Origin of the sequence: Pseudomonas flavescens, from assembly GCF_013408425.1 — a bacterium.
GTDB lineage: Bacteria > Pseudomonadota > Gammaproteobacteria > Pseudomonadales > Pseudomonadaceae > Aquipseudomonas > Aquipseudomonas fulva_A.
The window spans coordinates 1,975,329-1,999,464 of record NZ_JACBYV010000001.1; the positions used below are offsets into that span (position 1 = coordinate 1,975,329).

21 protein-coding genes are annotated in these 24,136 nt (G+C 57.0%); 19 read left to right on the forward strand and 2 right to left on the reverse strand.

The genetic code is table 11. The features are described from left to right. Nucleotide 1 precedes the first annotated feature (1 nt). Nucleotides 2-943, reverse strand: coding sequence for a LysR family transcriptional regulator (locus FHR27_RS08620; RefSeq protein ID WP_179540067.1), 942 nt, complete (start codon nucleotides 941-943; stop codon nucleotides 2-4). A gap of 110 nt (nucleotides 944-1,053) precedes the next feature. On the opposite strand from FHR27_RS08620, the gene FHR27_RS08625 reads away from it, so the two are divergent. From FHR27_RS08625 to FHR27_RS08670, 10 genes are all read left to right on the forward strand, one after another. Then, nucleotides 1,054-2,106, forward strand: a complete 1,053-nt coding sequence (locus FHR27_RS08625; protein WP_179538348.1) for a Gfo/Idh/MocA family protein — start codon at nucleotides 1,054-1,056, stop codon at nucleotides 2,104-2,106. Nucleotides 2,107-2,204: 98 nt separating this feature from the next. Continuing rightward, entirely contained in the window at nucleotides 2,205-3,599 is a 1,395-nt protein-coding gene (locus tag FHR27_RS08630; protein WP_179538349.1) for an MFS transporter, read from the forward strand. 20 nt (nucleotides 3,600-3,619) lie between these two features. Continuing rightward, complete coding sequence (gene aroQ, locus FHR27_RS08635; RefSeq protein WP_179538350.1) at nucleotides 3,620-4,069, forward strand: type II 3-dehydroquinate dehydratase; 450 nt, start codon at nucleotides 3,620-3,622, stop codon at nucleotides 4,067-4,069. 263 nt (nucleotides 4,070-4,332) lie between these two features. After that, nucleotides 4,333-5,763 carry an IS1182 family transposase gene (locus FHR27_RS08640; RefSeq protein WP_179538351.1) on the forward strand — a complete coding sequence of 477 codons (1,431 nt, stop codon included), beginning with the start codon at nucleotides 4,333-4,335 and terminating at the stop codon, nucleotides 5,761-5,763. An 887-nt stretch (nucleotides 5,764-6,650) separates the two neighbouring features. Beyond that, nucleotides 6,651-7,022 carry a helix-turn-helix domain-containing protein gene (locus FHR27_RS08645; protein WP_444964376.1) on the forward strand — a complete coding sequence of 124 codons (372 nt, stop codon included), beginning with the start codon at nucleotides 6,651-6,653 and terminating at the stop codon, nucleotides 7,020-7,022. A gap of 11 nt (nucleotides 7,023-7,033) precedes the next feature. Further along, the gene (locus FHR27_RS08650; protein WP_179538352.1) at nucleotides 7,034-7,867 is read left to right on the forward strand and encodes a replication initiator protein A; all 834 of its coding nucleotides are present in this window, start codon (nucleotides 7,034-7,036) and stop codon (nucleotides 7,865-7,867) included. Nucleotides 7,868-8,099: 232 nt separating this feature from the next. Then, entirely contained in the window at nucleotides 8,100-8,738 is a 639-nt protein-coding gene (gene parA, locus FHR27_RS08655; RefSeq protein WP_179538353.1) for a ParA family partition ATPase, read from the forward strand. Then, nucleotides 8,735-8,977 (forward strand): hypothetical protein, encoded by a 243-nt coding sequence (locus tag FHR27_RS08660; protein ID WP_179538354.1) that lies wholly within the window; start codon nucleotides 8,735-8,737, stop codon nucleotides 8,975-8,977. The genes parA and FHR27_RS08660 overlap by 4 nt, the downstream gene beginning before the upstream one ends. Next, a complete protein-coding gene (locus tag FHR27_RS08665) occupies nucleotides 8,974-9,492 on the forward strand; it encodes a S26 family signal peptidase (protein ID WP_264650079.1) in 519 nt (172 codons plus the stop codon). Before FHR27_RS08660 ends, FHR27_RS08665 begins: the two co-directional genes overlap by 4 nt. A 323-nt stretch (nucleotides 9,493-9,815) precedes the next feature. Beyond that, complete coding sequence (locus FHR27_RS08670; protein WP_179538355.1) at nucleotides 9,816-11,765, forward strand: relaxase/mobilization nuclease and DUF3363 domain-containing protein; 1,950 nt, start codon at nucleotides 9,816-9,818, stop codon at nucleotides 11,763-11,765. On the opposite strand, the gene FHR27_RS08675 is transcribed toward FHR27_RS08670, so the two are convergent. Next, nucleotides 11,724-12,626 carry a helix-turn-helix transcriptional regulator gene (locus FHR27_RS08675; protein WP_179538356.1) on the reverse strand — a complete coding sequence of 301 codons (903 nt, stop codon included), beginning with the start codon at nucleotides 12,624-12,626 and terminating at the stop codon, nucleotides 11,724-11,726. The two genes, FHR27_RS08670 and FHR27_RS08675, sit on opposite strands and share 42 nt — an antisense overlap. 155 nt (nucleotides 12,627-12,781) lie before the next feature. On the opposite strand from FHR27_RS08675, the gene hemA reads away from it, so the two are divergent. From hemA to gudD, 9 genes are all read left to right on the forward strand, one after another. Further along, nucleotides 12,782-14,014 (forward strand): 5-aminolevulinate synthase, encoded by a 1,233-nt coding sequence (gene hemA, locus FHR27_RS08680; protein WP_179538357.1) that lies wholly within the window; start codon nucleotides 12,782-12,784, stop codon nucleotides 14,012-14,014. A 1-nt stretch (nucleotide 14,015) separates the two neighbouring features. Continuing rightward, nucleotides 14,016-14,519: a GNAT family N-acetyltransferase gene (locus FHR27_RS08685; protein ID WP_179538358.1), complete on the forward strand. Its 504-nt coding sequence runs from the start codon at nucleotides 14,016-14,018 to the stop codon at nucleotides 14,517-14,519. Beyond that, complete coding sequence (locus FHR27_RS08690) at nucleotides 14,516-15,586, forward strand: Gfo/Idh/MocA family oxidoreductase (RefSeq protein WP_179538359.1); 1,071 nt, start codon at nucleotides 14,516-14,518, stop codon at nucleotides 15,584-15,586. The genes FHR27_RS08685 and FHR27_RS08690 overlap by 4 nt, the downstream gene beginning before the upstream one ends. 23 nt (nucleotides 15,587-15,609) lie before the next feature. Then, nucleotides 15,610-17,463 (forward strand): asparagine synthase (glutamine-hydrolyzing), encoded by a 1,854-nt coding sequence (asnB, locus tag FHR27_RS08695; RefSeq protein ID WP_179538360.1) that lies wholly within the window; start codon nucleotides 15,610-15,612, stop codon nucleotides 17,461-17,463. An 84-nt stretch (nucleotides 17,464-17,547) separates the two neighbouring features. Further along, nucleotides 17,548-18,744, forward strand: a complete 1,197-nt coding sequence (locus FHR27_RS08700) for an MFS transporter (RefSeq protein ID WP_179538361.1) — start codon at nucleotides 17,548-17,550, stop codon at nucleotides 18,742-18,744. A gap of 23 nt (nucleotides 18,745-18,767) precedes the next feature. Next, nucleotides 18,768-19,694: a LysR family transcriptional regulator gene (locus FHR27_RS08705; protein WP_179538362.1), complete on the forward strand. Its 927-nt coding sequence runs from the start codon at nucleotides 18,768-18,770 to the stop codon at nucleotides 19,692-19,694. 196 nt (nucleotides 19,695-19,890) lie between these two features. After that, nucleotides 19,891-20,916 carry a LacI family DNA-binding transcriptional regulator gene (locus FHR27_RS08710; RefSeq protein ID WP_179538363.1) on the forward strand — a complete coding sequence of 342 codons (1,026 nt, stop codon included), beginning with the start codon at nucleotides 19,891-19,893 and terminating at the stop codon, nucleotides 20,914-20,916. A gap of 237 nt (nucleotides 20,917-21,153) precedes the next feature. Continuing rightward, nucleotides 21,154-22,512, forward strand: coding sequence for an MFS transporter (locus FHR27_RS08715; RefSeq protein WP_179538364.1), 1,359 nt, complete (start codon nucleotides 21,154-21,156; stop codon nucleotides 22,510-22,512). A gap of 17 nt (nucleotides 22,513-22,529) precedes the next feature. Next, nucleotides 22,530-23,873, forward strand: coding sequence for a glucarate dehydratase (gene gudD, locus FHR27_RS08720; RefSeq protein WP_179538365.1), 1,344 nt, complete (start codon nucleotides 22,530-22,532; stop codon nucleotides 23,871-23,873). Nucleotides 23,874-24,136: the final 263 nt, after the last annotated feature.

A 24,136-nucleotide genomic window follows, 5' to 3' on the forward strand; every position in this document is an offset into this window, starting at 1 on the left:
CTCAACCATTTCGCAATGCGTAAGGGCCAAAGCTCAAGTGTGCACTCAGAAACTCTAGGCATACCCTGATCTTCATCGACCCAGAAGCCCGGATCGTGGTTACTGCGGACACATCAGCCGGCTGAAAGTACTCGGGCAGGATGCGGGTAAGCTTGCCATTTCTGATGCTCGGGGCCACATCCCAAGTTGAAGCCATGATGATGCCGAAACCCTCATGGGCCCACTCTCGAACAACATCACTGTGGTTGGACGCCATGGGGCCCGTGACCTTTACCGACTCAACGCCGTTTGATCCCTCAAGCCGCCATACACCGAAGCTCTGATCCCTACCACGAAACAACAGACAATCGTGGCGTTGAAGATCGCTCAGAGTGGTTGGGCTACCTCGCTCCTCCAGATAGCTTGGGGCAGCACAGAGAATCCTCTGGCTGTCCGCGATCTTGTGAACAATCAGGTTCTGCTCGTTGACTTCACCAACTCGGATGTCGATGTCGAACTGCTCGGCAACCAAGTCAGTTCGACGGTCAACAAGCTCAAGCCAAACTTCTAACTTGGGGTAGCGTTTCCGGAGCAACGCTAGAACAGGTGCGATGTGAAAGCGCCCCATCCGTTGGCTCGTGCTGATGCGCAGTGTGCCTCTGGGCTCAACACGGTCACCCAGTGACGTCTCAAGCATTCCATTGACGTTGTCCATGATTGTCTGCGCCCAAACAAGCATCGTCTCGCCATCCTTGGTGATCGAAACCCGCCTGGTTGTCCGGTTAAAAAGTTTGCAGCCCAACGTTTCCTCCAACGCCAAAACCCGTTTGCTGACATGAGCGGGAGAGATTCCAAGCTCTGTGCCAGCAGCGCTAAAACTGCCGCGTTTGGCGATAACAGAGAACAGGAGCAGATCCCTGAGGAAGGGATCATTATTTACTACGGGAGAATTCTGATTTTCCATATCGGCCAATTATAGCCTGCGAGGTTGATAGTAGCCTTGATCCTAGCAGATCGAACCACGACCTCAATTGCATCGTGATTCAAAACAATAACGCTCGCGAAGATCAAAGTATGTCCAAAATCAGAATTGCGGTAGCCGGTGCCGGCCTTATCGGTCGCCGCCATATCGAACTCATCCGGGCGAGTTCTTCTTGTGAACTGGCAGCGGTTATCGATCCGTTTGAAATTGATGCCACTTACCTGGATTCACTAGGCGTCTCGCAGTATGCGAACCTTCCTGCCTGCTTCGCCGAGGACACGCTTGACGGCGTAATTCTCGCCACTCCTAACGCTCTACATGTCGAACAGACCCTGCAATGCATCGAGGCTGGTGTTGCCGCATTGATCGAAAAACCGGTGGCGCACAGTGTTGAAGAAGGCAAGCGGTTACTTGCGGTCGCCGATGCGACTGGTGCCAAACTGCTCGTAGGGCATCATCGTGCGCATAGCCCGATCCTTGCCAAGGCGCGAGAGGTCATACGTGACAACATCCTTGGAGGCATCGTTGCTGTCCAAGGCAGCGCTCTGTTTTACAAACCTGATGACTACTTCGACGCTGCCATCTGGCGACGCCAGGAAGGCGGTGGCCCGATCCTGATCAACATGATCCACGAGATCGGCAACTTGCGTTCACTGTGCGGCGAGATTGTTGCTGTTCAGGCGATGCAGTCCAGTGCCGCACGTGGGTTTCCTGTCGAAGATACCGTGTGTATCGGCCTTCGTTTTGAGAATGGAGCACTGGGTTCCTTCTTGCTTTCCGACAGCACTGGATGCGCCCGCAGTTGGGAACAGACATCACAAGAGAACACGAGCTATCCATCCTACGAAGATGAGGATTGCTACATCATCAGTGGGAAGAACGGCTCATTGTCAGTGCCCACAATGCGCCTCAAATACTACGCGAAGACCGAAGACAGATCATGGTGGAAGCCCTTCCAAACGGGCCTTGCCAAGGTTGAACGTCAAGACCCGCTTGAGATCCAGCTTGAGCACTTCTGCAACGTCATAAGAGGTACGGAATCGCCCCTGGTTTCCGTTCGCGACGGACTACGGAATCTGATCATCACTGAGGCTATCTCAGAAGCCGCGAAAAGCGGCTCGATCATAGAAATCGACCCTATCTAAGTCTGTGGCATGGCGTCTAGTCATGCCCTGCCTTAAATGTATCGGGGTGCTTTTCGGTGCCCTGCCAGATCTATAAAAACAATATCTGGAGTATTCAGATGACCACAGCAACAGAGGCAGAACAGCACCGTTCTAAACAAGCCAAGAAAGCCACCGCGAGTGGTTGGGTTGGCTCCGCTTTGGAGTACTACGACTTTTTCATCTATGCCCAAGCGGCAGCATTGATCTTTCCACAACTCTTTTTCCCATCAACCGATCCGAAGATCGCCATCGTGGCGGCTATGGCCACTTACGGTGTTGGTTACATTGCTCGCCCCATCGGTGCTGTCTTCTTGGGTCACTGGGGGGATACCCGTGGCCGCAAGAACGTACTGCTGCTATGCATGTTCCTGATGGGATTCGCCACCTTGGCAGTCGGCCTGCTGCCGACCTATCACCAGATTGGTATCTGGGCACCGATCATGCTCGTGGTACTGCGACTAGTGCAGGGGTTTGCTGTGGCGGGAGAGATCTCGGGAGCCAGCTCAATGATCCTGGAGCATGCCCCACAGGGACGAAGAGGATACTTCGGCAGCTACACACTTCAAGGCGTGCAAGCAGGACAAGTTCTCGCAGCAGCAATCTTCCTGCCTCTCGCGTATTTCATGTCCGATGAAGCCTTCAACAGCTGGGGCTGGCGTATCCCATTTCTCTTGAGCGCAGTGGTACTGATTGCGGGATTCATCATTCGCCGAGAGGTTGAGGAGCCACCTGCATTCGTAGAGCAAACTGCCAAAGCAGAGAAGCTTGAGTCGCCGGTAGTTGGAGCCTTCAAACATAGCTGGAGGAGCATGCTGGTTGTTTTAGGGGTTTCGTTGATGAACGTCATTCCTGTCGTTACGACCGTGTTCGGAGCCGCCTATGCCGTGCAACCGGCCTATGGCATTGGCTTCGATAAAAGCGTGTACCTGTGGATCCCCGTCGTGGGCAACATCGTGGCCGTTCTGTGTATTCCTTTCGTAGGCAATCTCTCTGACAAGATCGGGCGCCGGCCTCTGATCATCGTTAGTGCCTTTGGTAGCGGACTGATGTCCTTTGCCTATCTCTACGCGATCAGCGTGCACAACCTCCCGCTCGCTTTCGGCGCATCACTGCTGATGTGGGGAATGATCTATCAAGGCTACAACGCGGTGTTCCCATCCTTCTTCCCTGAGCAGTTCGAAACACGCTACCGGGTATCAGGCATGGCCATTTCGCAAAACTGCGGTCTGTTCATTACTGCAATGCTACCGGCTCTATTTGCCCTGGTCGCAGGCCCGGGTACTGAAAACATACCGTTGATTGTCGGCGGGATCGCCTGTGTGTGCACGTTGCTAGCTGGTCTCGCGGCGTGGTGCGCGCCCGAGACTTCTCGCATTCCTACAGCCGACCTCGGTAAGCGAAATGCCCAACCAATCGAAGCCGGTGAATACCACAAGGCACGCCTGGCAGCCATAAACACCGCGAAGAACTGAAGCGGCTCGTTGAGGATTAAATGATGAACACCATCCTAGTTTTGAACGGCCCTAACCTGAATATGTTGGGACTGAGAGAGCCCGAGGTTTATGGACGTGAGACATTGGCTGATGTTGAGCAGACCTGTCGTCAGTACGGCGAAACGCTGGGGGTTGCAATTGAGTTCCAACAAACCAATCACGAAGGGCAAATGATTGACTGGATTCACCAAGCTCGCAGAAGGATCGCGGGGATTGTGATCAACCCAGGGGCATGGACTCATACATCAGTAGCCATCCACGATGCGTTAATTGCGGCTGAGGTGCAGGTGATTGAGGTTCACATCTCAAACGTCCACAGGCGTGAGGAGTTCAGGCACTTTTCCTACGTGTCACGCGTTGCTAAAGGCGTGCTCGCGGGATTCGGCACCGATGGCTATCGAATGGCGATTCAGCACTTTGCAAGCTGCCTTGAGCAGTCAAAGGCCTAACCGCGAAGCCAGGCCTAACCGTTTTCAGAGGCATGCTATCGGCGTGTGGTATCTGCTTTTTAGGCGCTCATGTCTACGGTATAGCGGAGTCAGTAAAGATTGAAAATCGCTTGCTGATACTGGTAGAGCCAGAAAATTGTGGATTACCACGCTTCGGGTCGATTTCAGTCGACTCCCAAAGGCAGCTATTGGCCCAGAGTGTGTAAAAACGCCCGGACATACCCTTGCTATGATTTCTGAGAACTTCATCGCAAGGGAAGCCCATGAAACGGTTTATCCAGGGTGAGCACCGAGGGCAAAGCACCTTACTTCCCGAGAGCCTCGACGACTACGTCAGCGATACCAACCCGGTACGGGTGGTTGATGTCTTCGTCGATGAACTCAACTTGGCCACTCTGGGTTTTGATGGCGTCATTCCAGCCGAAACCGGCAGACCGGAATACCACCCTGCGATCCTCCTGAAGACCTATATCTACGGCTATCTGAACCGCATCCAATCGAGCCGACGCCTTGAGCGAGAAGCTCAGCGCAATGTCGAGCTGATGTGGTTAACCGGGCGCTTGATGCCCGACTTCAAAACCATCGCCAACTTCCGAAAAGACAACAGCAAAGCCATTCGCGGCGCATGCCGCCAGTTCGTTGTGCTGTGCCAGCAGCTGGGGCTGTTTAGCGAAAACCTAGTGGCCATCGACGGGAGCAAATTCAAGGCAGTGAACAACCGCGACCGCAATTTCACCAGCGCCAAACTGAAGCGGCGAATGGAGGAAATCGAGTCGAGCATCAACCGTTACCTGACCTCCCTTGATGCAGCTGATCGGCAAGTGCCAAGCGCCGCTGAGCCAGATGCTACGCGCCTGGAAGAAAAAATCGCCAAGCTCAAAGCTCAGATGAAAGAGCTTCAGGCAATCGAATCTCAGCTCAACGACTCTCCAGACAAACAGGTTTCACTGACTGACCCCGATGCCCGCTCGATGATGACGCGTGGCAATGGCATCGTCGGCTACAACGTACAGACGGCGGTCGATACCCAGCACCATTTGATCGTTGCTCACGAGGTCACGAACGTTGGCTCTGACCGCGACCAACTCAGCTCGATGGCTAAGCAGGCGCGGGAAGCCATTGGTTCAGAAACGCTGTCGGTCGTGGCTGATCGAGGCTACTTCAAAAGCGAGGAAATCCTGGCCTGCCATGATGCAAAAATTACCGCCTATGTACCCAAACCGATGACTTCAGGAGCTAAAGCGGACGGGCGTTTCAACAAAGATGCCTTCGTTTTTAACGCAGCTAAAAATGAATACGTTTGCCCAGCTGGTGAGGCATTGATTTGGCGTTTCTCCAGCGTCGAGAAAGGCCTGAACATGCACTGCTACTGGAGTTCGAACTGCCAGAGCTGCGCCCTGAAAACTCAGTGCACGCCGAGCAAGCAGCGACGAGTGCGGCGTTGGGAGCATGAAGCCGTGCTAGACGAAATGCAGAACCGGCTGAACCATGCGCCGGACATGATGCGAGTCCGAAAGCGCACTGTTGAGCATCCCTTCGGGACGCTCAAACAATGGATGGGATCCACACATTTCCTCACACGTAGGCTGGCCGGCGTCAGCGCGGAGATGAGTCTGAATGTGCTCGCCTACAACATGAAGCGGGTCATGAGAATCATCGGTGCCGAAGGCTTGTTGAAGGCAATGGCGGTGTAAAAGCCCCCGGCTTTTACTGCTCCAGGTGGAGCTAAAACACTTCATAAGCGCTCCGGAGCGTTACCGGTGCTGATCGTGGCAAATGCGTGGGCAATCGACTCGCCCAACTGCGCTGGGCCGAGGCATCCACGATACGAAAGTGTTTTTACACACTCTGGGCCGATTGCAGACGGTGACAACGGGTAGCTACCGACCAAAACGGCATTCAGCGACTGACAGCCACCAGCCGATAGTTGTCCATCGCCCGGCCGTATGGCGCATGTGGGGATCCCAGTGGGCGCTGTTCCTTGCTTCATATCCAGCTTAACTTCTGAGCCTGATTCCCTGCCACTCAGAAAACCACCATGAGATACTAACCCCTGTCATCGCTCGGCCGGCGCGCCTGGCAAGGAGAGGCTGGTTGGGCGGTGATAACCCATCAATGCATCTGACGCTAACGCTCGCTGCGCTCATTAATGGCATGTCTGTCGCGCCCTGCTCCGCGACCAGACCTGCGCCGCAGGCGCTCAGTGTCACTGCTTAAACCGCCCACTAAGACCATTACGGCAATGGTCTTTTCCGTAAATGCGCAATTCCGCCCCGACTTATTTCATCGAATTCGTAAAAGCTCAAAAGCGGTTTTGCGGATTTACAGAAATCCGTGCCTACGGTACTGCGGATTTACCGAAAACTTTGAATCCGTAACTCCACAGCTACGTGCCGTTGCGTTTTTACGGGCGCGGATTTTTCGACTCGGCCACTATTGATCCCACTCCCGTCTAGCTTCTGACTATTCGCGTATCAATAGCCACATCCTTTGCGCTCGAAAACGCCATGACCCAATCCGGCATGATCACGTGCGCTTGCTGACGCAGCCTGCAGCTCCCAACTTTATCGGAGGATGCATTGTGTCGCACTTAGCAGAACCCAACCGCAGTGACTGGCGTGCAGATTTTGATCTCAAGCGTTTGTGCAAAGCAGGCCCTCACTCTCACGCTCTGAAACCCGCATCAGATGAGCGCCAGCCTGAAGCAGGCACGACCAATCAAAAGGCGGGATATCTCACCAACAACGAAGCAGCAGCCTACCTACGCCTTTCACCACGCACGCTTGAGAAACTGCGCATCACCGGCGGCGGACCTCGTTTTCACAAGTTTGGCCGGCGGGTCATGTATGCACTCATAGACGTAGAGGCATGGGCCAGCGAACGCAGTTTCGAGACCACCTTCGACCCTGAATACGTATGCCGTCATCCAGGAGCGCATCGCGATGATCTGTGAGGTGGTTTTACATGAGCAATTCTCCGCTCGCGCAAGGCGAGCAGATGGACATGTTTCGTGCCCTGCCCGGCGATATGGCTCCTCGAGATGCGCAAGATCTGATGGCGCACCCGTTCTTCTCGCTGGCCAAGTCAAGGCGGACGGTACCCATCAACTTTCATGCGGGATCGGTGACCGTTCACGTCGAGGGGACGTTGGAGCACGGCATCGCCACCATCTGGGATGCCGATATTCTGATCTGGGCTGCCAGCCAAATCGTCGAAGCCCGCGATGCCGGTATACCAACGTCCCGGCTTATGAGGGCAACGCCTTACGAAATATTGCGTTTCATCGGCCGCGGCAGCTCGTCGCGCGACTATCAGCGCCTGAAGGCAGCGCTCGATCGCCTGCAATCAACCAGCGTGGCGACCTCTATCCGGGAGATAACGGGTCGACGGCTTCACCGGTTTTCGTGGATCAACGAATGGAAAGAGCTGGCTGCCACGGACGGTCGCCCTATGGGTATCGAGCTGATCCTTGCCGACTGGTTTTACAGCGGCGTCTTGGACCAGGCGTTGGTGCTGACGATCGATCCGGCCTACTTCCGTCTCAAAGGTGGCATAGAGCGCTGGATGTACCGCCTGGTGCGCAAGCATGCGGGCCGGCAAGAAGACGGCTGGCAGTTCGACTTCCGGCACCTGCATCGCAAGTCGGGGAGCACGGCACGTTACTCGGACTTTGCTCTGGATCTGCGAGCCCTGGTCGCTCGGCAGTCACTGCCTGGCTATCAGTTGGAGATCGTCAGTCTCCCCCCCTCCACCGAGATCCTCGCCTTCAAGCCCGTGCCGCAAACGGCACGGGGATAACCTGCGCAAAAGCTGTGAAACCCTTCGTGCTATCAGGCGCAAGCAGGCTCGTGCTATCAGGCGCACGACTATCGTGCTATCAGGCGCAACGAATCCGCTACAGCCCACGTCCTGCGGGGCTTTGCACGCCCCTTAACTTAACTAACTTAAAAGCTCTAACTTTTTGTTGTAGGGCGTCCTGGGTGAGAGGAAAGATCGCCGCATCGCGTATGGGTATCAGGGAGGTACGCGCATGATCCTTGCTCTGCTCAATCAAAAAGGCGGTGTGGGCAAAACCACACTGGCCACACATATTGCCGGCGAATTGGCGCTTCGCGGCTATCACGTTCTGTTGCTGGACGCAGACCCTCAAGGCTCGTCTCTGGACTGGACACAGCGACGCAGCCAGCAGGGGTACCCCAGGCTCTTCAGCACCGTTGGCCTTGCGCGAGAAACACTGCATCAAGAAGTACCTGAACTGGCCAAGCGCGCCGATCACGTGATCATTGACGGGCCACCTAGAATTGCCGCCCTCGCCCGCTCTGCGTTGCTTGCCGCTGACCGCGTATTGATCCCTGTTCAACCAAGCCCCTACGACCTCTGGGCCAGCGCCGAGATGCTCAATCTGATTCGAGAAGCACAGGTCTTTCGTCCCGCGCTTCACGCAGCGTTTGTCATCAATCGGCGTGTCAGTACCACGATCATCGGAAGGGAAGCGCGCAGTGCGCTTGCCGAACAATCGTTGCCCGCTATGCAGGCCGAAATCCGTCAACGCATCGCGTTCGCAGAGAGCGTGGCGGCTGGTCGGCTGGTACGTGAACTATCGGCAGACAGCATCGCCGCGCGCGAGATCAGTGCCTTGGTCGATGAGCTTTTGAGGAGTCCGTCATGAGCAACAAACGTATCGCTATAGGGGCTCGGCCTTTGGCCAACCCGGATGCGGAAGCGTGGATTGTGCAAGGCTCACTGGATGACATCATCAACGCCAGACCTTACAGCGCACGCCTGACATTAGACATCACGCCAGCCCTTCGCACGCGCATCAAACGGACTGCGTTTGATCGCGGCATCACGATGGCAGCAATGCTGCGCGATGTGCTGGAGGATGCCTTTCCGGAGGGCTCATCGTGACCCGGCGAGCAATTGCGCTATTGCTGCTATCAGGAACTGCGTTCATTGCGCTCTGTTACGCGTCCCTCGACCGCCCTCATCCCATGCTGGTCTACAACGCGTCAACGAGTGTTCCTAAGGGTTGGTACCGCATCAATGCGGCAAGCCTCTTCAAACCTGGCGACTGGGTGCTCGTTCGGCTGCCCGCGAACGCTTCGACACTCGCGATGCAACGCGGCTACCTACCGACGACGGTTCCGTTACTGAAACCGGTGACAGCGGTCGCACCGCAACGAGTGTGCGTGGAGCAACGGAACGTAATCGTCGACGGCAAGGTTGTTGCCAGACAGTTGCGCCACGATCGGCTCGGTAGACCGCTGCCTGCCTGGCACGCATGTCGGCGGCTGTCTGACGATGAGCTGCTCCTGCTCAGCACTTCAAACGCTGAGTCATTTGATAGCCGCTACTTCGGCCCCGTCCGTATCAATGCGGTGATCGGACGTGCGTTGCCATTGCGACTACCGACGCACCAATGATCGCGATCACCGGGCTTCGGACGCTGGTTTTTGAAGAACCCGCAGGCTCTGTTGCCGCCCTCTGCTGACTCACGACTAGGCCTCGGCACTGCATGCGGATCGAGCGCCAGATTGGCGTAAATGTTAGCGGGGACATGACGAAAACACCGGGTAAGAGCAGAGGGCAAGATAAAAGAGCGCAGCACTACGTTTGCGCATGAGGCCAGCCTGTACGAGGGGTATGCGCGGCACTACCAGTGCGCGCTGAGGTGTAATCAATGGTGCTAAGCGCCAGTGATTAAGGCGTCGACGCGAGTTTCGTTCACTCTGGAGGATCCTTCAGGATGGAAAAAGAAGTAGGAGAAAACCATGAGGCGCGCTTTCGCCTGCGACCAGGAAAGGTCAAACAAGGGGATCAGCGCTTCATTAATCAGGTACTGCGACAAACAAATAAAGCCGGGTTCGGCAGTGGCGGTAAATCTGGCCACCAGCCGGGCGCTCGGCTTGGTCGAGGTCATGTTGCTGCGCGTTTCAGCGCTCAGCAGCTATCGCCCCTGGCTCGCCGCGTAGCCATCAAGACCCGGTTGGTAAATTTGCAGCGCGTAGGCAAGCATTCTACTCGGAGCCACTTGCGCTACATCGAGCGCGACGGTGTGAGTCGCGAGGGTGATCCGGGCCAGGCTTATGGCCCACAAACGGATCTGGCCGACCTTGAAGCATTCGAGATAAGAGGCCGAGACGACCGGCATCAATTCCGCTTCATCGTCTCTGCGGAGGATGCTGAACAGCTTGACGACTTGCGCACCTACACCCGCCATCTGATGAGCCGGGTGGAAGCCGACTTAGGCACCCGCCTTGAATGGGTAGCCGTCGACCACTGGAACACAGATAACCCCCATACGCACATCGTCCTACGTGGTAAGGACGACACAGGTAAGGATCTGGTAATCGCCCGCGATTACATCGCAACAGGCATGCGCAACCGAGCTGCTGAGCTCGCGACGGAATGGCTTGGCCCTCGGACTGAACTGGAAATTCAGCGTGGACTGCAGCGCGAGGTGACACAGGATCGCTGGACGAGTCTGGATCGCATGATCACTCGTGAGTGCCAGGCTGGGGTCTTGCCGATTAAGGCGTTAGCCGGTCATGGCAATCGACAGATGTTGCTAGGCCGTTTGCAGCACCTTGAGCAACTGGGTTTGGCACACCAGAGCGGTAATACGAAATGGGTGCTGCACCAGGACGCGCAACGCACGCTACGCGCAATGGGCGAACGCGGCGATATTGTTCGAACGATGCAGCGTGCCATGAGTGGCATCACCCGCGAGCTGTCCGTATTTCAACCCGGCGTAGGCAGTCACGAGGTTACGGGCCGGGTCGTAGCCAAAGGATTAGCAGACGAGCTCAACGACCGTGGCTACCTGATCGTCGATGGGCTGGACGGCAAGGCCCACTATCTCCAGCTCCCTCCACGTGAGGAGTTGGCCACGTATCCAATCGGCGCAGTGGTGCAGACTCGCACTCTCAGCGAACCCCGAGCAATCGACTCCTCCATTAGCCAATTGGCCCAAGCAGGTGTTTACAGCGCAGAACATCACCGAGCCTTGATTCGGACCGGAGGTAACCACTCGCAAGATCCAGACGCGATAGTCGAGCGGCATGTTAGGCGTCTGGAAGCCCTGTGTCGGGCTGGTGTCGCACAGCGCGTTGGCGAGGGGCTGTGGCAGGTGCCTAAAGACTTGCCTGAACGCGGCCATCAGTACGACAAATCCGTCGCAGGGGGCACAGCCGTTGAACTGCGTACACCACTGCCTATCGAGCGGCAGTTGCGCGCTGTCGGAGCCACCTGGCTCGATGAGCAACTGCTCAGCCGTCGGCAAGATATCGCATCAACCGGGTTCGGAAAGGAAGTGCGGGATGCTCTTGAACGGCGCTCTGACTTCCTGGTTGAACAGGGACTCGCAAAGCGCGAGGGGCAGCGCTTGATGCTTACTCGCAACCTGCTCGCCACGTTACGCGACCGGGAGCTGACTGCGGCCGCACATGAGGTATCAAAGAACACCGGTTTACGGTATCGCGTCCCAGTCGACGGTGAACGTGTTAGTGGCGTTTACCGGCGCAGCCTGCAGTTAGCCAGTGGCCGCTACGCGCTGCTAGAGGACGGCGCGGGCTTCTGCCTGGTGCCATGGAAGCCTGTAATCGACAAGCGCCTCGGCCAGAACTTATCAGCAGTGATGCGAGGCAACAGCGTGTCATGGCAGATCGGCCGCCAGCGTGGCCCCGCTATCGGCTAAGGCTACTGAGGAGTGGGCAGTCTTTTCCTTCAGCCACTGTTCAAAAACATTGCTTTGGGGCTCACCTTCCTTTGCTGCGTAGTAAACCAGGCGTAGGTGTCTGTCTTCATCGATGGTGAGTGTGGTGTGCTCAAACTCCACCTCACCCACGCCCTGGATCGTCAGGTAACGAATGCCCTGACAGGGTCCGTGAATATCCTGTTGCCGCCACCACGACTTGAAATCGGGAGAAACTTTTTCCAGTTTTTTGACCAGTGCTACGATGTCCGCATCTTGAGTGGCACGAACGAAGTCGCGGCGAAAACTGGACAGCATCTGGAGCGCCTGTTGATCCCACGGCTGAAACAGTTCACGCATGGCAGGACAGGTGAACAACAACCAAAGGAGGTTGCGCTGTTCGGCAGGATGGCATGACAGATCGAATACCCGATCTGCGGCACCGTTCCACGCCAGCACATCCCAGCGCAGGTTAAGCACGTAAGCAGGCCGAGAGGGTAGGTCGGACATCAGCCTGTGGATCAACGGCGGAACCACACACCAAGTGCGCCCAGGTTCCGGCGGTAGGCGCTGGTGCGCTAACAAGAACAGGTGACGCCGCTCGGTGGCATCTAGCTTGAGCGTACGCGATAGGTTGTCCAGGAAAGTAGCTGACACGCTGATGTCTCGCCCCTGCTCCAGCCAGGTATACCAGGACAAACCCACTCCCGCTAAAGCGGCCACTTCTTCACGGCGCAAACCAGGTGTCCGCCTGCGCCCGCCGGCACTCAATCCAACATCTGCTGGCGACAACCGTTCACGCCTGCTGCGAAGAAACTCGGCCAATTCAAGTCGCGTGCGCTCAAGGGTGCGGGGTGCGCTCATCCGGTTACCTCCAGTAATAGCATAAACAGTCAAATTGTAACCCCCATAAATCCGAAGAAGAATACCTCGACCTGGCCGCATTAACTCGAGCTAGGGGCTTTTGCTTGATGAGGAAACGCACGTCGACGGGCATTACTTGCTAAGGAGATATACGGATGTACCAGGCACTTCTTCAACAACAACTTGAGACCCTAAAGTCATCGAACCAATACCGCACCTTCACGACGCTCAGTCGCATTTGCGGTCAATATCCACTTGCCCGTCTTGAGGATGGCAGCCAGGAACCCGTGGTGGTTTGGTGCAGCAACGACTACCTCGGGATGTCCCAGCACCCTGCCGTGCGCGGACAGATGCACAAGGCATTAGATGCCTACGGGGCTGGTTCAGGTGGCTCACGCAATATTGGCGGATCCCACGATTTGTATGCCCGCCTAGAAGCCAATCTGGCTGAATGGCACGGAAAGGAAGCTGCGCTGGTATTTCCCACCGGTTTCGGATCCAACGACGCGACGCTTCAATGTTTACTGCGGCGCATTCCGGACTGCGTCGTGATCAGCGATGAGCTAAATCACGCCTCTATCGTCAACGGCATTCGCTCGACACCCAACGAACGCAAAATCTTTCGCCACAACGATATAGAAGATCTTGAGTTGATCCTTGCCGGTTACCCATCGAATCGGCCGAAAATCGTGGTGTTCGAGTCGGTGTACTCAATGGATGGCGACATTGCTCCCATCGCCGAGATTATCAGTGTCGCCAAACGTCATAACGCCCTTACCTATCTAGATGAAGTGCACGCGGTGGGCATGTATGGGCCACGAGGTGCCGGGGTTGCCGCTGAACTTGGCGTGGCGGATCAGGTTGATGTCATCCAGGGCACAATGGCCAAAGCCATAGGCGTCATCGGTGGCTACATAGCTGCCAGCCAAATCATCATTGATTCAGTTCGCTCGTTTGCTACCGGCTTCATCTTCACCACCTCGCTACCGCCCGCAGTCACCGCTGGCTGCTTGGCGAGTGTGGAACACCTTAAGGCAAGTAGCGCGGAGCGTGAACGCCTGCACGCCCAAACTGCCTTGCTACGTGAGCGTCTCAAGCACTACGACATACCGGTGATGCCGTGTTCACAAACGCATGTGCTCCCGGTGTTGGTTGGCGAAGCAACACGGTGCAAGGGAGCGGCGGAACGCCTGCTGCGCAAGCATGGTGTTTACCTACAGCCGATCAACTTTCCCTCTGTGCCGGTCGGCACTGAACGCTTCCGCGTCAATGCGACACCCAATCACAGCGAAGAACAGATCGAGCATCTAGCCATTTCGCTTCGCGAGACCTTCGATCATTTCACCATTCCCCTGGCATCGCAGGCCTTTGGTACGGAGGTGGCCTGACATGCAACAGCCTCTTTTCATCGTGAGACCTGCTAGCACGGCCGATCTGGCCTGTTTAGTGGAGCTGCGTGCGCAGCTCATTGAAGGAACCAACGCAAGCTACTCGAGCAAAACACCTGAAGACTCAACGCGCTGGCGGGCGGCCTATCGTAGCTGGCTTATCAGCCATTTGAGCGAGAGCGATAGCGTCCAGATAGTAGCGGCTGAACATAAGCTGTCCGGCCAGGTACTGGGCTGCGCGACGGCCATCATTGACCAGCGTGCACCTGCCCCCAGCTGCCTCAATGGCTTGTCCGGTTGGGTGCAATCGGTGGTGGTCGAGTCTCAGTGGCGCAATCTCGGTATTGCTCGGCAGATGATGCAGCACCTGCTCCGGTGGTTTGCCAACCGTGGCGTTACGGCAGTGGCACTGCAAAGCACCAAGGTCGCTGACTCCCTGTACCAGGATCTGGGTTTTATCAGGAGTGACGAGAGCCTGATGATCCGACAGGAGACCTTGCCATGAAGATCCTGATCATAGGTTTAGGCTACGCCGGCAACCGCTACCGCCGAGCCTTCGAACACATCGCCACCAGCACAGGTATACCGCTGAGGTTGGCGTATATCAGTCGCCAGAAAAGAACAGCCGACCTGCCCTACTACGACTGCGTCAGTCGAGCGGTGACCGACTTTTCCCCAGAGATCGTGGTGGTCAGCGTTAACGATCACAGCCATGCCTCGGTTTTGCAGCAGTTGGCCGGATACCAGGGATTCGTCATTTGCGAGAAACCGCTGGCGACACCCGATGACGACCTAGATGCGATTTCAGATGCGATGCGAGATGTCAGCGGCTTCGCCCTAGACCTGGTTGAACGTTATTCGGACGCCTGCCGGCAACTAAGAGAGTGGGTCGAGCGGCACAACTGGGAACTGGTTCGGGCCAGCTTTCACTGGGGCAAAGATCGCATCAATGACTACCGGCCTACCTGCGGCGTAATCAGCGAAGCGATCCATGCGCTGGATCTGCTCAGTTGGATTTCCCCCCGTGCCGGCCAGGTGGAGTTGCACGGAATACAGGGCGTGCGCTCCGACTTTTCAATCTCGGGCACCAATGTGCTCGACAGCGTGCAGCTCATTTCAAGCATGGGCGAGGCGCGGGTTACAGGCTTCAGCAGCTTCGTAAATATCGTCCGCCAACGAACCGTGGATTTCAGTTTCGTGGACCACCGCTCGCAATTGATCCATGCGCGGCTGGTGCTCGACACACCGTGCTGGGATCACGACCAATTACGAATCTGGACGCGTAATGCCGACGGATCTGAAGCTCTTCTGCACGCGTTCACCACCGCTCCCGACACGCCGGGACTGGAGACCCTGCACAAGCTGTCGAGGTTGTGTCTGCAAGCCGTGCGCGCTGTGAGCATGAAGGAACCTCCGCGACAAGGCTTTGCAGATTTGAGCACCGCCCTGGCTCTCCAGCGCTTGCTCAACACCATAGAAATCGAAGCGAAAACGGCTCCGCCGGCCCGTTATGTCCGCGGCGGTAAACGCGCGTTGCTGGCGGAAGACAGCAACCTCGAAATTCTTGGCTGAACGTATTTTCAAGGAGCAAGACGATGTGTGGAATAGCAGGTTGGCTTTCGTACGGTCAAAACATGGAAACACAGCGGATCACCCTACAACGCATGACCGACACAATGGCCCGACGCGGTCCGGATGCCCGTGGGCTATGGATCGACGGGCCAGTAGGCCTTGGTCACCGCCGTTTGTCAGTCATTGATCTGGAAGGTGGTCGCCAGCCGATGGTAGCGATCCATGGTGGTCCCCATGAAGTAGCCGCCATCACTTACAGTGGCGAGGCCTACAACTACCGCGTGCTACGCGCGGAGTTGCAACGCCTTGGACATCGCTTCGAAAGTGTCAGTGATACGGAGGTAGTACTACGGGCATACGTCGAATGGGGCGAAGCCTTCGTCGAGCGACTCAACGGCATGTATGCATTTGCCATCTGGGATCGGCGTACGCAGGAGCTGCTGCTGATTCGGGACCGGATGGGCGTCAAGCCTTTGTATTACTACCCGACCCAGGATGGCGTTATCTTCGGCTCTGAACCGAAGGCATTGCTCGCCAATCCGCTCGTACCACGCAAAGTGCGTGCAGATGGCCTGCGCGAGATATTGGAAATGGTAAAGACGCCAGGTCACGCCGTCTTTGACGGTATGCGTGAAGTTTTGCCAGGCGAGATCGTGCGCGTTAACCGACAGGGTCTGAGCCGACGCCAATACTGGAAACTGGAAGCGCGCGAGCACAGCGATTCGCTGGACAGCACCATTCGCCATACCCGTGACTTACTCGAAGACATCATCGACAACCAGATCGTCGCTGACGTACCACTGTGCAGCCTGCTGTCCGGCGGGCTCGACTCGTCAATCATCACTGCACTGGCCTCCAAAAAACTTCAGGCTGCCGGAAAAGAGAACATCCGCTCTTTCTCTGTCGACTTCACCGAGCATGCCAACGGCTTCACTGGCGATGCGGTACGCGGCACACCCGATGCGCCTTTTGTGCGCGACTTGGTAGAGAAGATTCATTCCAGCCATCAGGAGATCATCCTCAACAGTGGCGAGTTGGCCGATCCAGCGTTACGCGCTCAGATTGTCAGGGCATTAGATCTGCCGCCAGCTTTCTGGGGTGACATGTGGCCGTCGCTCTACCGGCTATTCGAGGAGGTCCGCAAGCACTCGACCGTTGCTCTCTCTGGTGAGAGTGCAGACGAGGTATTCGGCGGCTATCGCTGGTTTCACGACCCAGAAGCTATTCAGGCGGACACATTCCCTTGGCTGACTTCGGTGACCGGCAAGTACTTTGACGGCAAACCCTTGTTCGACCCAAGCCTTCTGCACCGTCTGGACATGGGGAGTTTCCTGCGTGACAGCTACGCCCAGGCTATCGCAGAAGCCCCGGTACTACCCGGGGAAAGCGCGCAGGACGTACGCATGAGACAGATGAGCTACGTAAACCTGACCCGGTTCGTACAGACCCTGCTCGACCGAAAGGACCGTATGAGCATGGCCGTCGGCCTTGAGGTAAGGGTGCCCTTCTGTGATCACCGTCTCGTGGAGTATGCCTTCAACATCCCTTGGGCGATGAAAGCCTTCGATGGTCGAGAAAAGAGCATTTTGCGTGCTGCGACACGCGACCTGCTGCCCGCATCAATCAGCGATCGCGTTAAGAGCCCCTATCCCTCAACTCAAGACCCTGCTTATGAACGGGCGCTTCGTGAAGCGCTCGCCGCTGTTCACGCTAACCGCAACGCACCGGTGACGCCGCTGCTTGACGATGCGCAGGTTCAGAGAGCGTTGGCCAAGCCGCTAGGCACCATCTCTCCCATGTACGAACGCATGGGCATGGAGCTGGCGGTCGGCCTCAATACCTGGCTAACCGAGTACGAGGTCAGCCTCGAACTTTAGCGCCGAACCGGTTACGGCTCTGGACGGGGCCGTAGCCACTCCTTTTCAGTCCAAGTGCGCCACGTGGCGCTATCGAGTATGAGTATGCCTACTCCGAACCAGTCACCCATTTATCTCATCGCCTTGGGGGCTTTCGCCCTCGGAATGGCTTCCTATGTCACCGCCGGCTTGATCCCGATGATCGAGGATTCCTTTGCGGTCTCCGTTGCGGTTGCGGCCCAGTTGGTCACGGCGTTTACCCTGGCTTACGGCCTAGGCTCACCGATATTTGTGGCGTTGACGCCACCACACCGCCAACGCACCGGCCTGTTGGTTGCACTGGGCATTTTTGTGATCGCTAACGTAGCAAGCGCGCTGTCTGAGAATTTCACCGTGCTGATGATCTGGCGCGCGGTTGCGGGGATCGGCGCAGGCGTCTACCTAGCAATGGGGATTGGGGCGGCCGCAGCAGTCTCCACTCCGGAGCGGCGCGGTAAGGCCATCGCCATCATCATGGGTGGTATGGCAAGCGGCGTCGTGCTCGGCGTCCCCCTCAGCCTGCTCATCGCCGAACGACTGGGATGGGAAGCCGCGCTCTGGCTGGTCAGCGTTCTTGGACTAATCGCTTTCATCGGCTTGCTACTGAAACTCCCTGCCCTGCCCGCGGCAGCATCCAGTTCCTTGAGTCAGAAGTTCGCGATCCTGGGAGATGGCCACGTGGCAGTCATCTTGCTGGTTTCGCTGCTGGCGGCCATTGCTAGTCTGGGCATGTACACCTTCATCGCACCGTTGCTGGCTGACCCGAACTACGGGGCAGTTAGTTCAATCACGGCCTATCTGTGGGTATGGGGAATCGGTGGTGTATTAGGCAGCTTCCTGGTCGGACCGCTAGTCGACCGTTTCAAAGGTTCATTGCTCACCTTTGCCATCATGGTGATCCTGGCTGTCTCGCTGTTTGCGCTCCCCTTCGCGGCCGCGCTGAGTTCCTGGCTGGTGATGCTGCCAATTGTCATATGGGGGGCAGTCGGCTGGGCCCTGCAAGTGCCGCAAAACAATGAGCTCATTCTGGCGCGCCAAGCACACGGCGATGACAACCTCGCGATTGCTCTGAATGAGTCAGCGTTATATCTCGGCAGCGCGATTGGCGCAGCAGCAGGCGGCTTTGTATTGCTCCTGCAAATGCCAACCTGGACGCTGGCCGCATGCGCCGGTGCGGTAGCCAGCTTGGGCGCCCTGCTGCAAATCATCAATCTACGTCGGCGCAACAGTGCCGTGGTCGGCGTGCCCCCTCATCAAAGCTGATAAACCATAAAGGAGGTTTGGCCGTGGAGCTGCGCCATCTTCGCTGTTTCATCGCCGTCGCAGAGGAATTGCACTTCGCTCGCGCAGCCGCGCGTCTGCACATCGAGCAGTCTCCACTCTCTAGGATCATCAAGGAGTTGGAGTATCGCCTTGGCGTGCAGCTGTTCGAGCGTACGACACGTCGCACGCGGCTGACCTGGGCTGGAGAAGTATTACTCGAAGAGGCTCGACGCATTTTTGCAGTTGTCGAGCAGGCTCAGGCTAGCGTCAAAAGTGCAGCGGCGGGTTTTCGAGGCCGAATTCGCGTTGCACTGTCTGACGGTATCCCCCAGACCCGACTCGCGGCACTGTTGGCGCAGTGCCGCGAGGAGGAGCCAGAGGTTGAGATCTGTCTGTCCGAAGTCGCTGTCAGCGAGCAGCTCAAAGGACTCGATGACGGACTTTTTGACGTGGGCTTGGCGCAGTACGAAGAGGTCGGTGAGAGGCTAATTGCCGAGCCAGTGTGGTTCGATCCTGTGGTTGTGACAGTACCCTCTCGTCACCCGTTGCTGACCTACAAGCGCATTCCATTAGAAGAGGTCGTGCGATACCCATTAGTGCTCTGTGATCCCAAGGTCTGCGAAGGATTCTGGAACCAGCTGCAACGAATACTGACAACAGTGGACACCCAGCTAACCATTGCTGATCAGGTGCCTACCTTGGATCTGATGATGGCCTTGGTGGCTGCCGGATACGGACTTGGTTTCTCCGGCCAGGCTCGTATCACTGAGCTCAATAATCCTGACGTTGTTGCTAGGCCCCTTGCTGGTTGCCCCGCGCCGCTGACCACATACTTGATCCGCCCCCGGAGGGAGCCGGCCGAGCAATTAGCCCGCTTCATCGACCGAGTAAACCCGCCCGAAACTCGAACCTTACTGGGTTCAACCCTCACGCAACAGGAGATCGCCTGAGGAACAAAACCACGCTGTTAGCGATTACGTTTATGTTACGTTCATACCAGCTTTCCTCAGTAGCCCCCAAGTCTGCAGGGTGTCGCTCGTTGCATGTCCTGATACATCATCTACAGCAACCTCGAATGACTTACATAGTAAAAGGTCTTACAGCCCCTCATAATGCGGATGTACACAGCGGTGTTAAGGGAGCGAAGTGGCGCGTAAATCAGGTAGAGACAACGGTAATCTTGGAGAGCCGCCGGTAACCGTGAAGGATGTGGCGCTTAGGGCGGGAGTCTCTGTAATGACCGTATCGCGCGCTATTCAGCGCCCTGAATTGGTGAACGAGGCAACCCGCGAGCACGTCCTCGAAATTGTTCGCTCTATGGGCTACGTACCCAATATCATGGCCGGGGCTCTAGCAACCCGCAAAAGCCGCCTCGTTGCAATCTTGCTTCCGACCATTGCCAACTCGATCTATTCGATTGCCGTGCAGTCGATAATCAGCAGGTTGTCCGCATTCGGGTATCAGTCTCTCGTAGGCCCCACCGGATACTCGCCTGAAAACGAAGAGCTGCTTCTTGATGCGATTCTTGGCAGACGGCCAGACGGCATCGTCCTGACCGGTACGCTGCATACCCCCAGCATCCGCTCTCGCCTCGCTTCGCTTCGAATTCCGGTCGTCGAGGCCTGGGATTTGAGCGACGCGCTGTTAGACACTCAAGTTGGGTTCTCCCACGAGAAAGTCGGTGTTTCAGTAGCCGACCACTTCCATGCCAAAGGCTATCGACGCTGGGCCGTAGTCGGTATCGATGACCCTCGTGCAATGCGCCGCTGCCACAGTTTGACCGCTCGCCTCAACGAGCTGGACGTTAGTGATGTGCATCAACAGATTTTTCCCTCGGAAGCCACTTGGGAGGTGGGCAGGAAGGGATTAACAATGCTGCTCGACGAGGGCGCGCGCCCTGAAATCGTTATTTGCAGCTCGGACACCGTCGCGCTCGGCGTGCTGGCTGAAGCCGCCAGCCGAAAGATGACAGTGCCTGATGACATTGCTGTGCTTGGCTTTGGCAACATCTCCAACGGGCAGTTTGCTTACCCATCTCTTTCCACCGTCAGCGTGAATGCTCAGGAAATGGGCTACCAAGTAGCTGAAGCCCTGCTTCGACGCTTGGAGGGTGGCAGCGGTGAGAGTCAGGTCGACACCAGCTTCGAGATCGTTGAGCGCGAAAGCACCTGATCAGCCCACGTAAATAGCGCCATGCACCCTCGACTGAGTGGTGCCCACCCTTCCTGTCCCCCCCCAAAGGCCTAATAGGCTTTTTTTTTATATCGCGCCGCGCCACTACACCTTAAAAAATCTATGCACCCCATAGCGACTGATAACGTTATCAGAATAGACTGTTAACGTTATCTGTTAACGCTAACAGTTGACAGAAGCGCCGAACTATACAAAAACAAACGTCGGAGTTCTCTCATGCAAGCAGTCAAGAAGACTCGCGCCCGGTATTTGATCCTGCTCATGCTTTTCCTGGTGACCACGATCAACTACGCAGACCGGGCGACGATCTCAATCGCAGGTTCCAGCCTTCAAAAAGACCTGGGTATCGATGCAATCGAGCTGGGTTACATTTTTTCTGCCTTTGGCTGGGCGTACGTGCTCGGGCAAATTCCAGGTGGATGGCTGCTAGATCGTTTCGGCTCCAAAAGGGTCTATGCCGGCAGCATTTTCCTCTGGTCACTCTTCACGCTCTTACAGGGCTATATCGGCGCCTTCGGCGTCGCCAGTGCAGTGGCTGTACTGTTCCTGTTGCGCTTTATGGTGGGCTTGGCCGAGGCACCCTCGTTCCCCGGTAATGCACGCATTGTCGCCGCCTGGTTCCCCACCAAGGAGCGTGGTACTGCATCCGCCATCTTCAACTCGGCTCAATACTTCGCAACCGTCCTATTTGCACCGCTCATGGGTTGGATCGTCTACACCTTCGGCTGGCAGCATGTCTTTGTGGTGATGGGCGCACTGGGGATCGTGTTCTCGATCGTGTGGATGTTCGTGATCCACAACCCGAAGGATCACCCTCTCGCCAATGCCGCCGAGATTCAGTACATCGCCGAAAACGGCGGTCTGGTCGACTTGGACGCAGCAGGCAAGAAACAGGACTCAGGCCCCAAGTTTGGTTACATCATGCAGCTCCTCAAGAACCGCATGATGGCGGGTGTTTATCTTGGTCAGTACTGCATCACCACGCTCACTTACTTCTTCCTGACCTGGTTCCCGGTGTACCTCGTACAGGAGCGCGGGATGACCATTCTCAAAGCTGGCATCATCGCTTCGCTTCCTGCCATTTGTGGCTTCGTTGGTGGCGTTCTCGGTGGCGTAATTTCTGATGCGCTGTTGCGTCGTGGCAACTCGTTGAGCGTGGCACGTAAGACCCCGATCGTGGCCGGCATGCTACTTTCCATGAGCATGATCATCTGTAACTACGTCGAGACCGACTGGATGGTCGTAGCTTTTATGGCGCTGGCTTTCTTCGGTAAGGGCGTTGGAGCCTTGGGCTGGGCAGTGGTTTCTGACACCTCTCCCAAGCAGATTGCAGGCCTGTCGGGTGGGCTGTTCAACACCATCGGTAACTTGGCCTCGATCACGACCCCAATTGTAATTGGCTACATCATCGCTGCCACCGGCTCATTCAAACTTGCTTTGGTATTCATCGGCGCCAACGCGTTTGTCGCAGCATTCAGCTATCTGGTAATCGTTGGAGAAATCAAACGTTTCGAGCTCAAGGGCCTCAAGCCTGAGAACAACGATACCGGTACCACTACAGAAGCTACGCGCTAATCGCGAGGACAGGACTTATGATTTCCAGCCCCCAAACAGGCACCCCGGTCATCACCTCACTGGAGGTCATCCCGGTTGCCGGCCACGACAGCATGCTGCTCAACCTGAGCGGTGGCCACGCCCCCTTCTTCACCCGTAACCTGCTGATCCTGCGTGACAACGCAGGCCACATCGGCGTCGGTGAAGTGCCGGGTGGCGAAGCCATTCGCCAGACGCTGGAAGATGCCCGCCAACTGCTGGTCGGCCAATCCATCGGCCAGTACCAGAAACTGCTTGGCCAGGTACGCCAGACCTTCGCCGACCGCGACTCCGGCGGCCGTGGCCTGCAGACCTTCGACCTGCGCATCACCATCCACGCCGTCACCGCCGTGGAGGCCGCCCTGCTCGACCTGCTCGGTCAGCACCTGGAAGTACCGGTCGCCGCCCTGCTTGGCGAAGGCCAGCAGCGTGATGCCGTGGAGATGCTCGGTTACCTGTTCTACGTCGGCGACCGCAAGAAAACCGACCTGCCCTATCGCCAGGAAGCGGACGCCGACAACGCCTGGTTCCAGGTGCGCAACGAAGAAGCGCTGGATGCCCAGGGCGTGGTGCGCCTCGCCGAGGCCGCCTACGAGCGTTATGGCTTCAAGGACTTCAAACTTAAGGGTGGCGTGCTGCGCGGCGACGAGGAAATTGAAGCGGTCACCGCACTGGCCGAACGCTTCCCCGATGCACGCATCACCCTCGACCCCAACGGCGCCTGGTCGCTGCAGGAAGCCATCCGCCTGTGCCGCGACCAGCATCACGTGCTCGCCTATGCCGAAGACCCCTGTGGCGCCGAGAATGGCTACTCGGGCCGTGAGGTGATGGCCGAGTTCCGCCGTGCCACCGGCCTGCCGACCGCGACCAACATGATCGCCACCGACTGGCGTCAGATGGGGCATGCGATCCAGCTGCAATCGGTGGACATTCCCCTGGCCGACCCGCACTTCTGGACCATGCAGGGTTCGGTACGCGTGGCGCAGATGTGCAACGACTGGGGCCTGACCTGGGGCTCGCACTCGAACAACCACTTCGACGTCTCCCTGGCCATGTTCACCCACGTGGCTGCCGCCGCGCCGGGCAAGATCACGGCCATCGACACCCACTGGATCTGGCAGGACGGCCAGCGCCTGACCAAGGAGCCGTTCCGTATCGAAGGCGGGCTGGTCAAAGTGCCGCAGAAGCCGGGCCTCGGCGTGGAGCTGGACATGGACGCCGTGGCCAAGGCCCACAAGTGCTACAAGGGCATGGGCCTGGGCGCGCGCAACGACGCCGTGGCCATGCAGTACCTGATCAGCGGCTGGACCTTCGATAACAAGAAGCCCTGCCTGGTGCGCTGAGTTGCAATTTAGTGGGGGCTTCTCAACCGGGTGTCCGAAACTAATCACCAGAACTGATGCCAGTTGCTGGCCGAAAAGCGGTCTCGTTGCAAAAGACCGCTTCCGGCCGAGGGTGTGTAAAAACGTTTCTGAGCACGACAGGTACTCAAAACCGGATTGAAAATCGCGAATCTGGGCGAAATTTGTATCTGCTGACGTGCTGATAAATTCCAGATTTCACGTAGACGCTACTTCAATTCTGGCTGAGCGTTTTTACACACTCT

Coding starts and splice junctions, on each gene's coding strand:
- FHR27_RS08620 (WP_179540067.1), bottom strand. CDS start 943: ATGGAAAATCAGAATTCTCCCGTAGTAAATAATGATCCCTTCCTCAGG.
- FHR27_RS08625 (WP_179538348.1), top strand. CDS start 1,054: ATGTCCAAAATCAGAATTGCGGTAGCCGGTGCCGGCCTTATCGGTCGC.
- FHR27_RS08630 (WP_179538349.1), top strand. CDS start 2,205: ATGACCACAGCAACAGAGGCAGAACAGCACCGTTCTAAACAAGCCAAG.
- aroQ (WP_179538350.1), top strand. CDS start 3,620: ATGATGAACACCATCCTAGTTTTGAACGGCCCTAACCTGAATATGTTG.
- FHR27_RS08640 (WP_179538351.1), top strand. CDS start 4,333: ATGAAACGGTTTATCCAGGGTGAGCACCGAGGGCAAAGCACCTTACTT.
- FHR27_RS08650 (WP_179538352.1), top strand. CDS start 7,034: ATGAGCAATTCTCCGCTCGCGCAAGGCGAGCAGATGGACATGTTTCGT.
- parA (WP_179538353.1), top strand. CDS start 8,100: ATGATCCTTGCTCTGCTCAATCAAAAAGGCGGTGTGGGCAAAACCACA.
- FHR27_RS08660 (WP_179538354.1), top strand. CDS start 8,735: ATGAGCAACAAACGTATCGCTATAGGGGCTCGGCCTTTGGCCAACCCG.
- FHR27_RS08670 (WP_179538355.1), top strand. CDS start 9,816: ATGGAAAAAGAAGTAGGAGAAAACCATGAGGCGCGCTTTCGCCTGCGA.
- FHR27_RS08675 (WP_179538356.1), bottom strand. CDS start 12,626: ATGAGCGCACCCCGCACCCTTGAGCGCACGCGACTTGAATTGGCCGAG.
- hemA (WP_179538357.1), top strand. CDS start 12,782: ATGTACCAGGCACTTCTTCAACAACAACTTGAGACCCTAAAGTCATCG.
- FHR27_RS08685 (WP_179538358.1), top strand. CDS start 14,016: ATGCAACAGCCTCTTTTCATCGTGAGACCTGCTAGCACGGCCGATCTG.
- FHR27_RS08690 (WP_179538359.1), top strand. CDS start 14,516: ATGAAGATCCTGATCATAGGTTTAGGCTACGCCGGCAACCGCTACCGC.
- asnB (WP_179538360.1), top strand. CDS start 15,610: ATGTGTGGAATAGCAGGTTGGCTTTCGTACGGTCAAAACATGGAAACA.
- FHR27_RS08700 (WP_179538361.1), top strand. CDS start 17,548: ATGCCTACTCCGAACCAGTCACCCATTTATCTCATCGCCTTGGGGGCT.
- FHR27_RS08715 (WP_179538364.1), top strand. CDS start 21,154: ATGCAAGCAGTCAAGAAGACTCGCGCCCGGTATTTGATCCTGCTCATG.
- gudD (WP_179538365.1), top strand. CDS start 22,530: ATGATTTCCAGCCCCCAAACAGGCACCCCGGTCATCACCTCACTGGAG.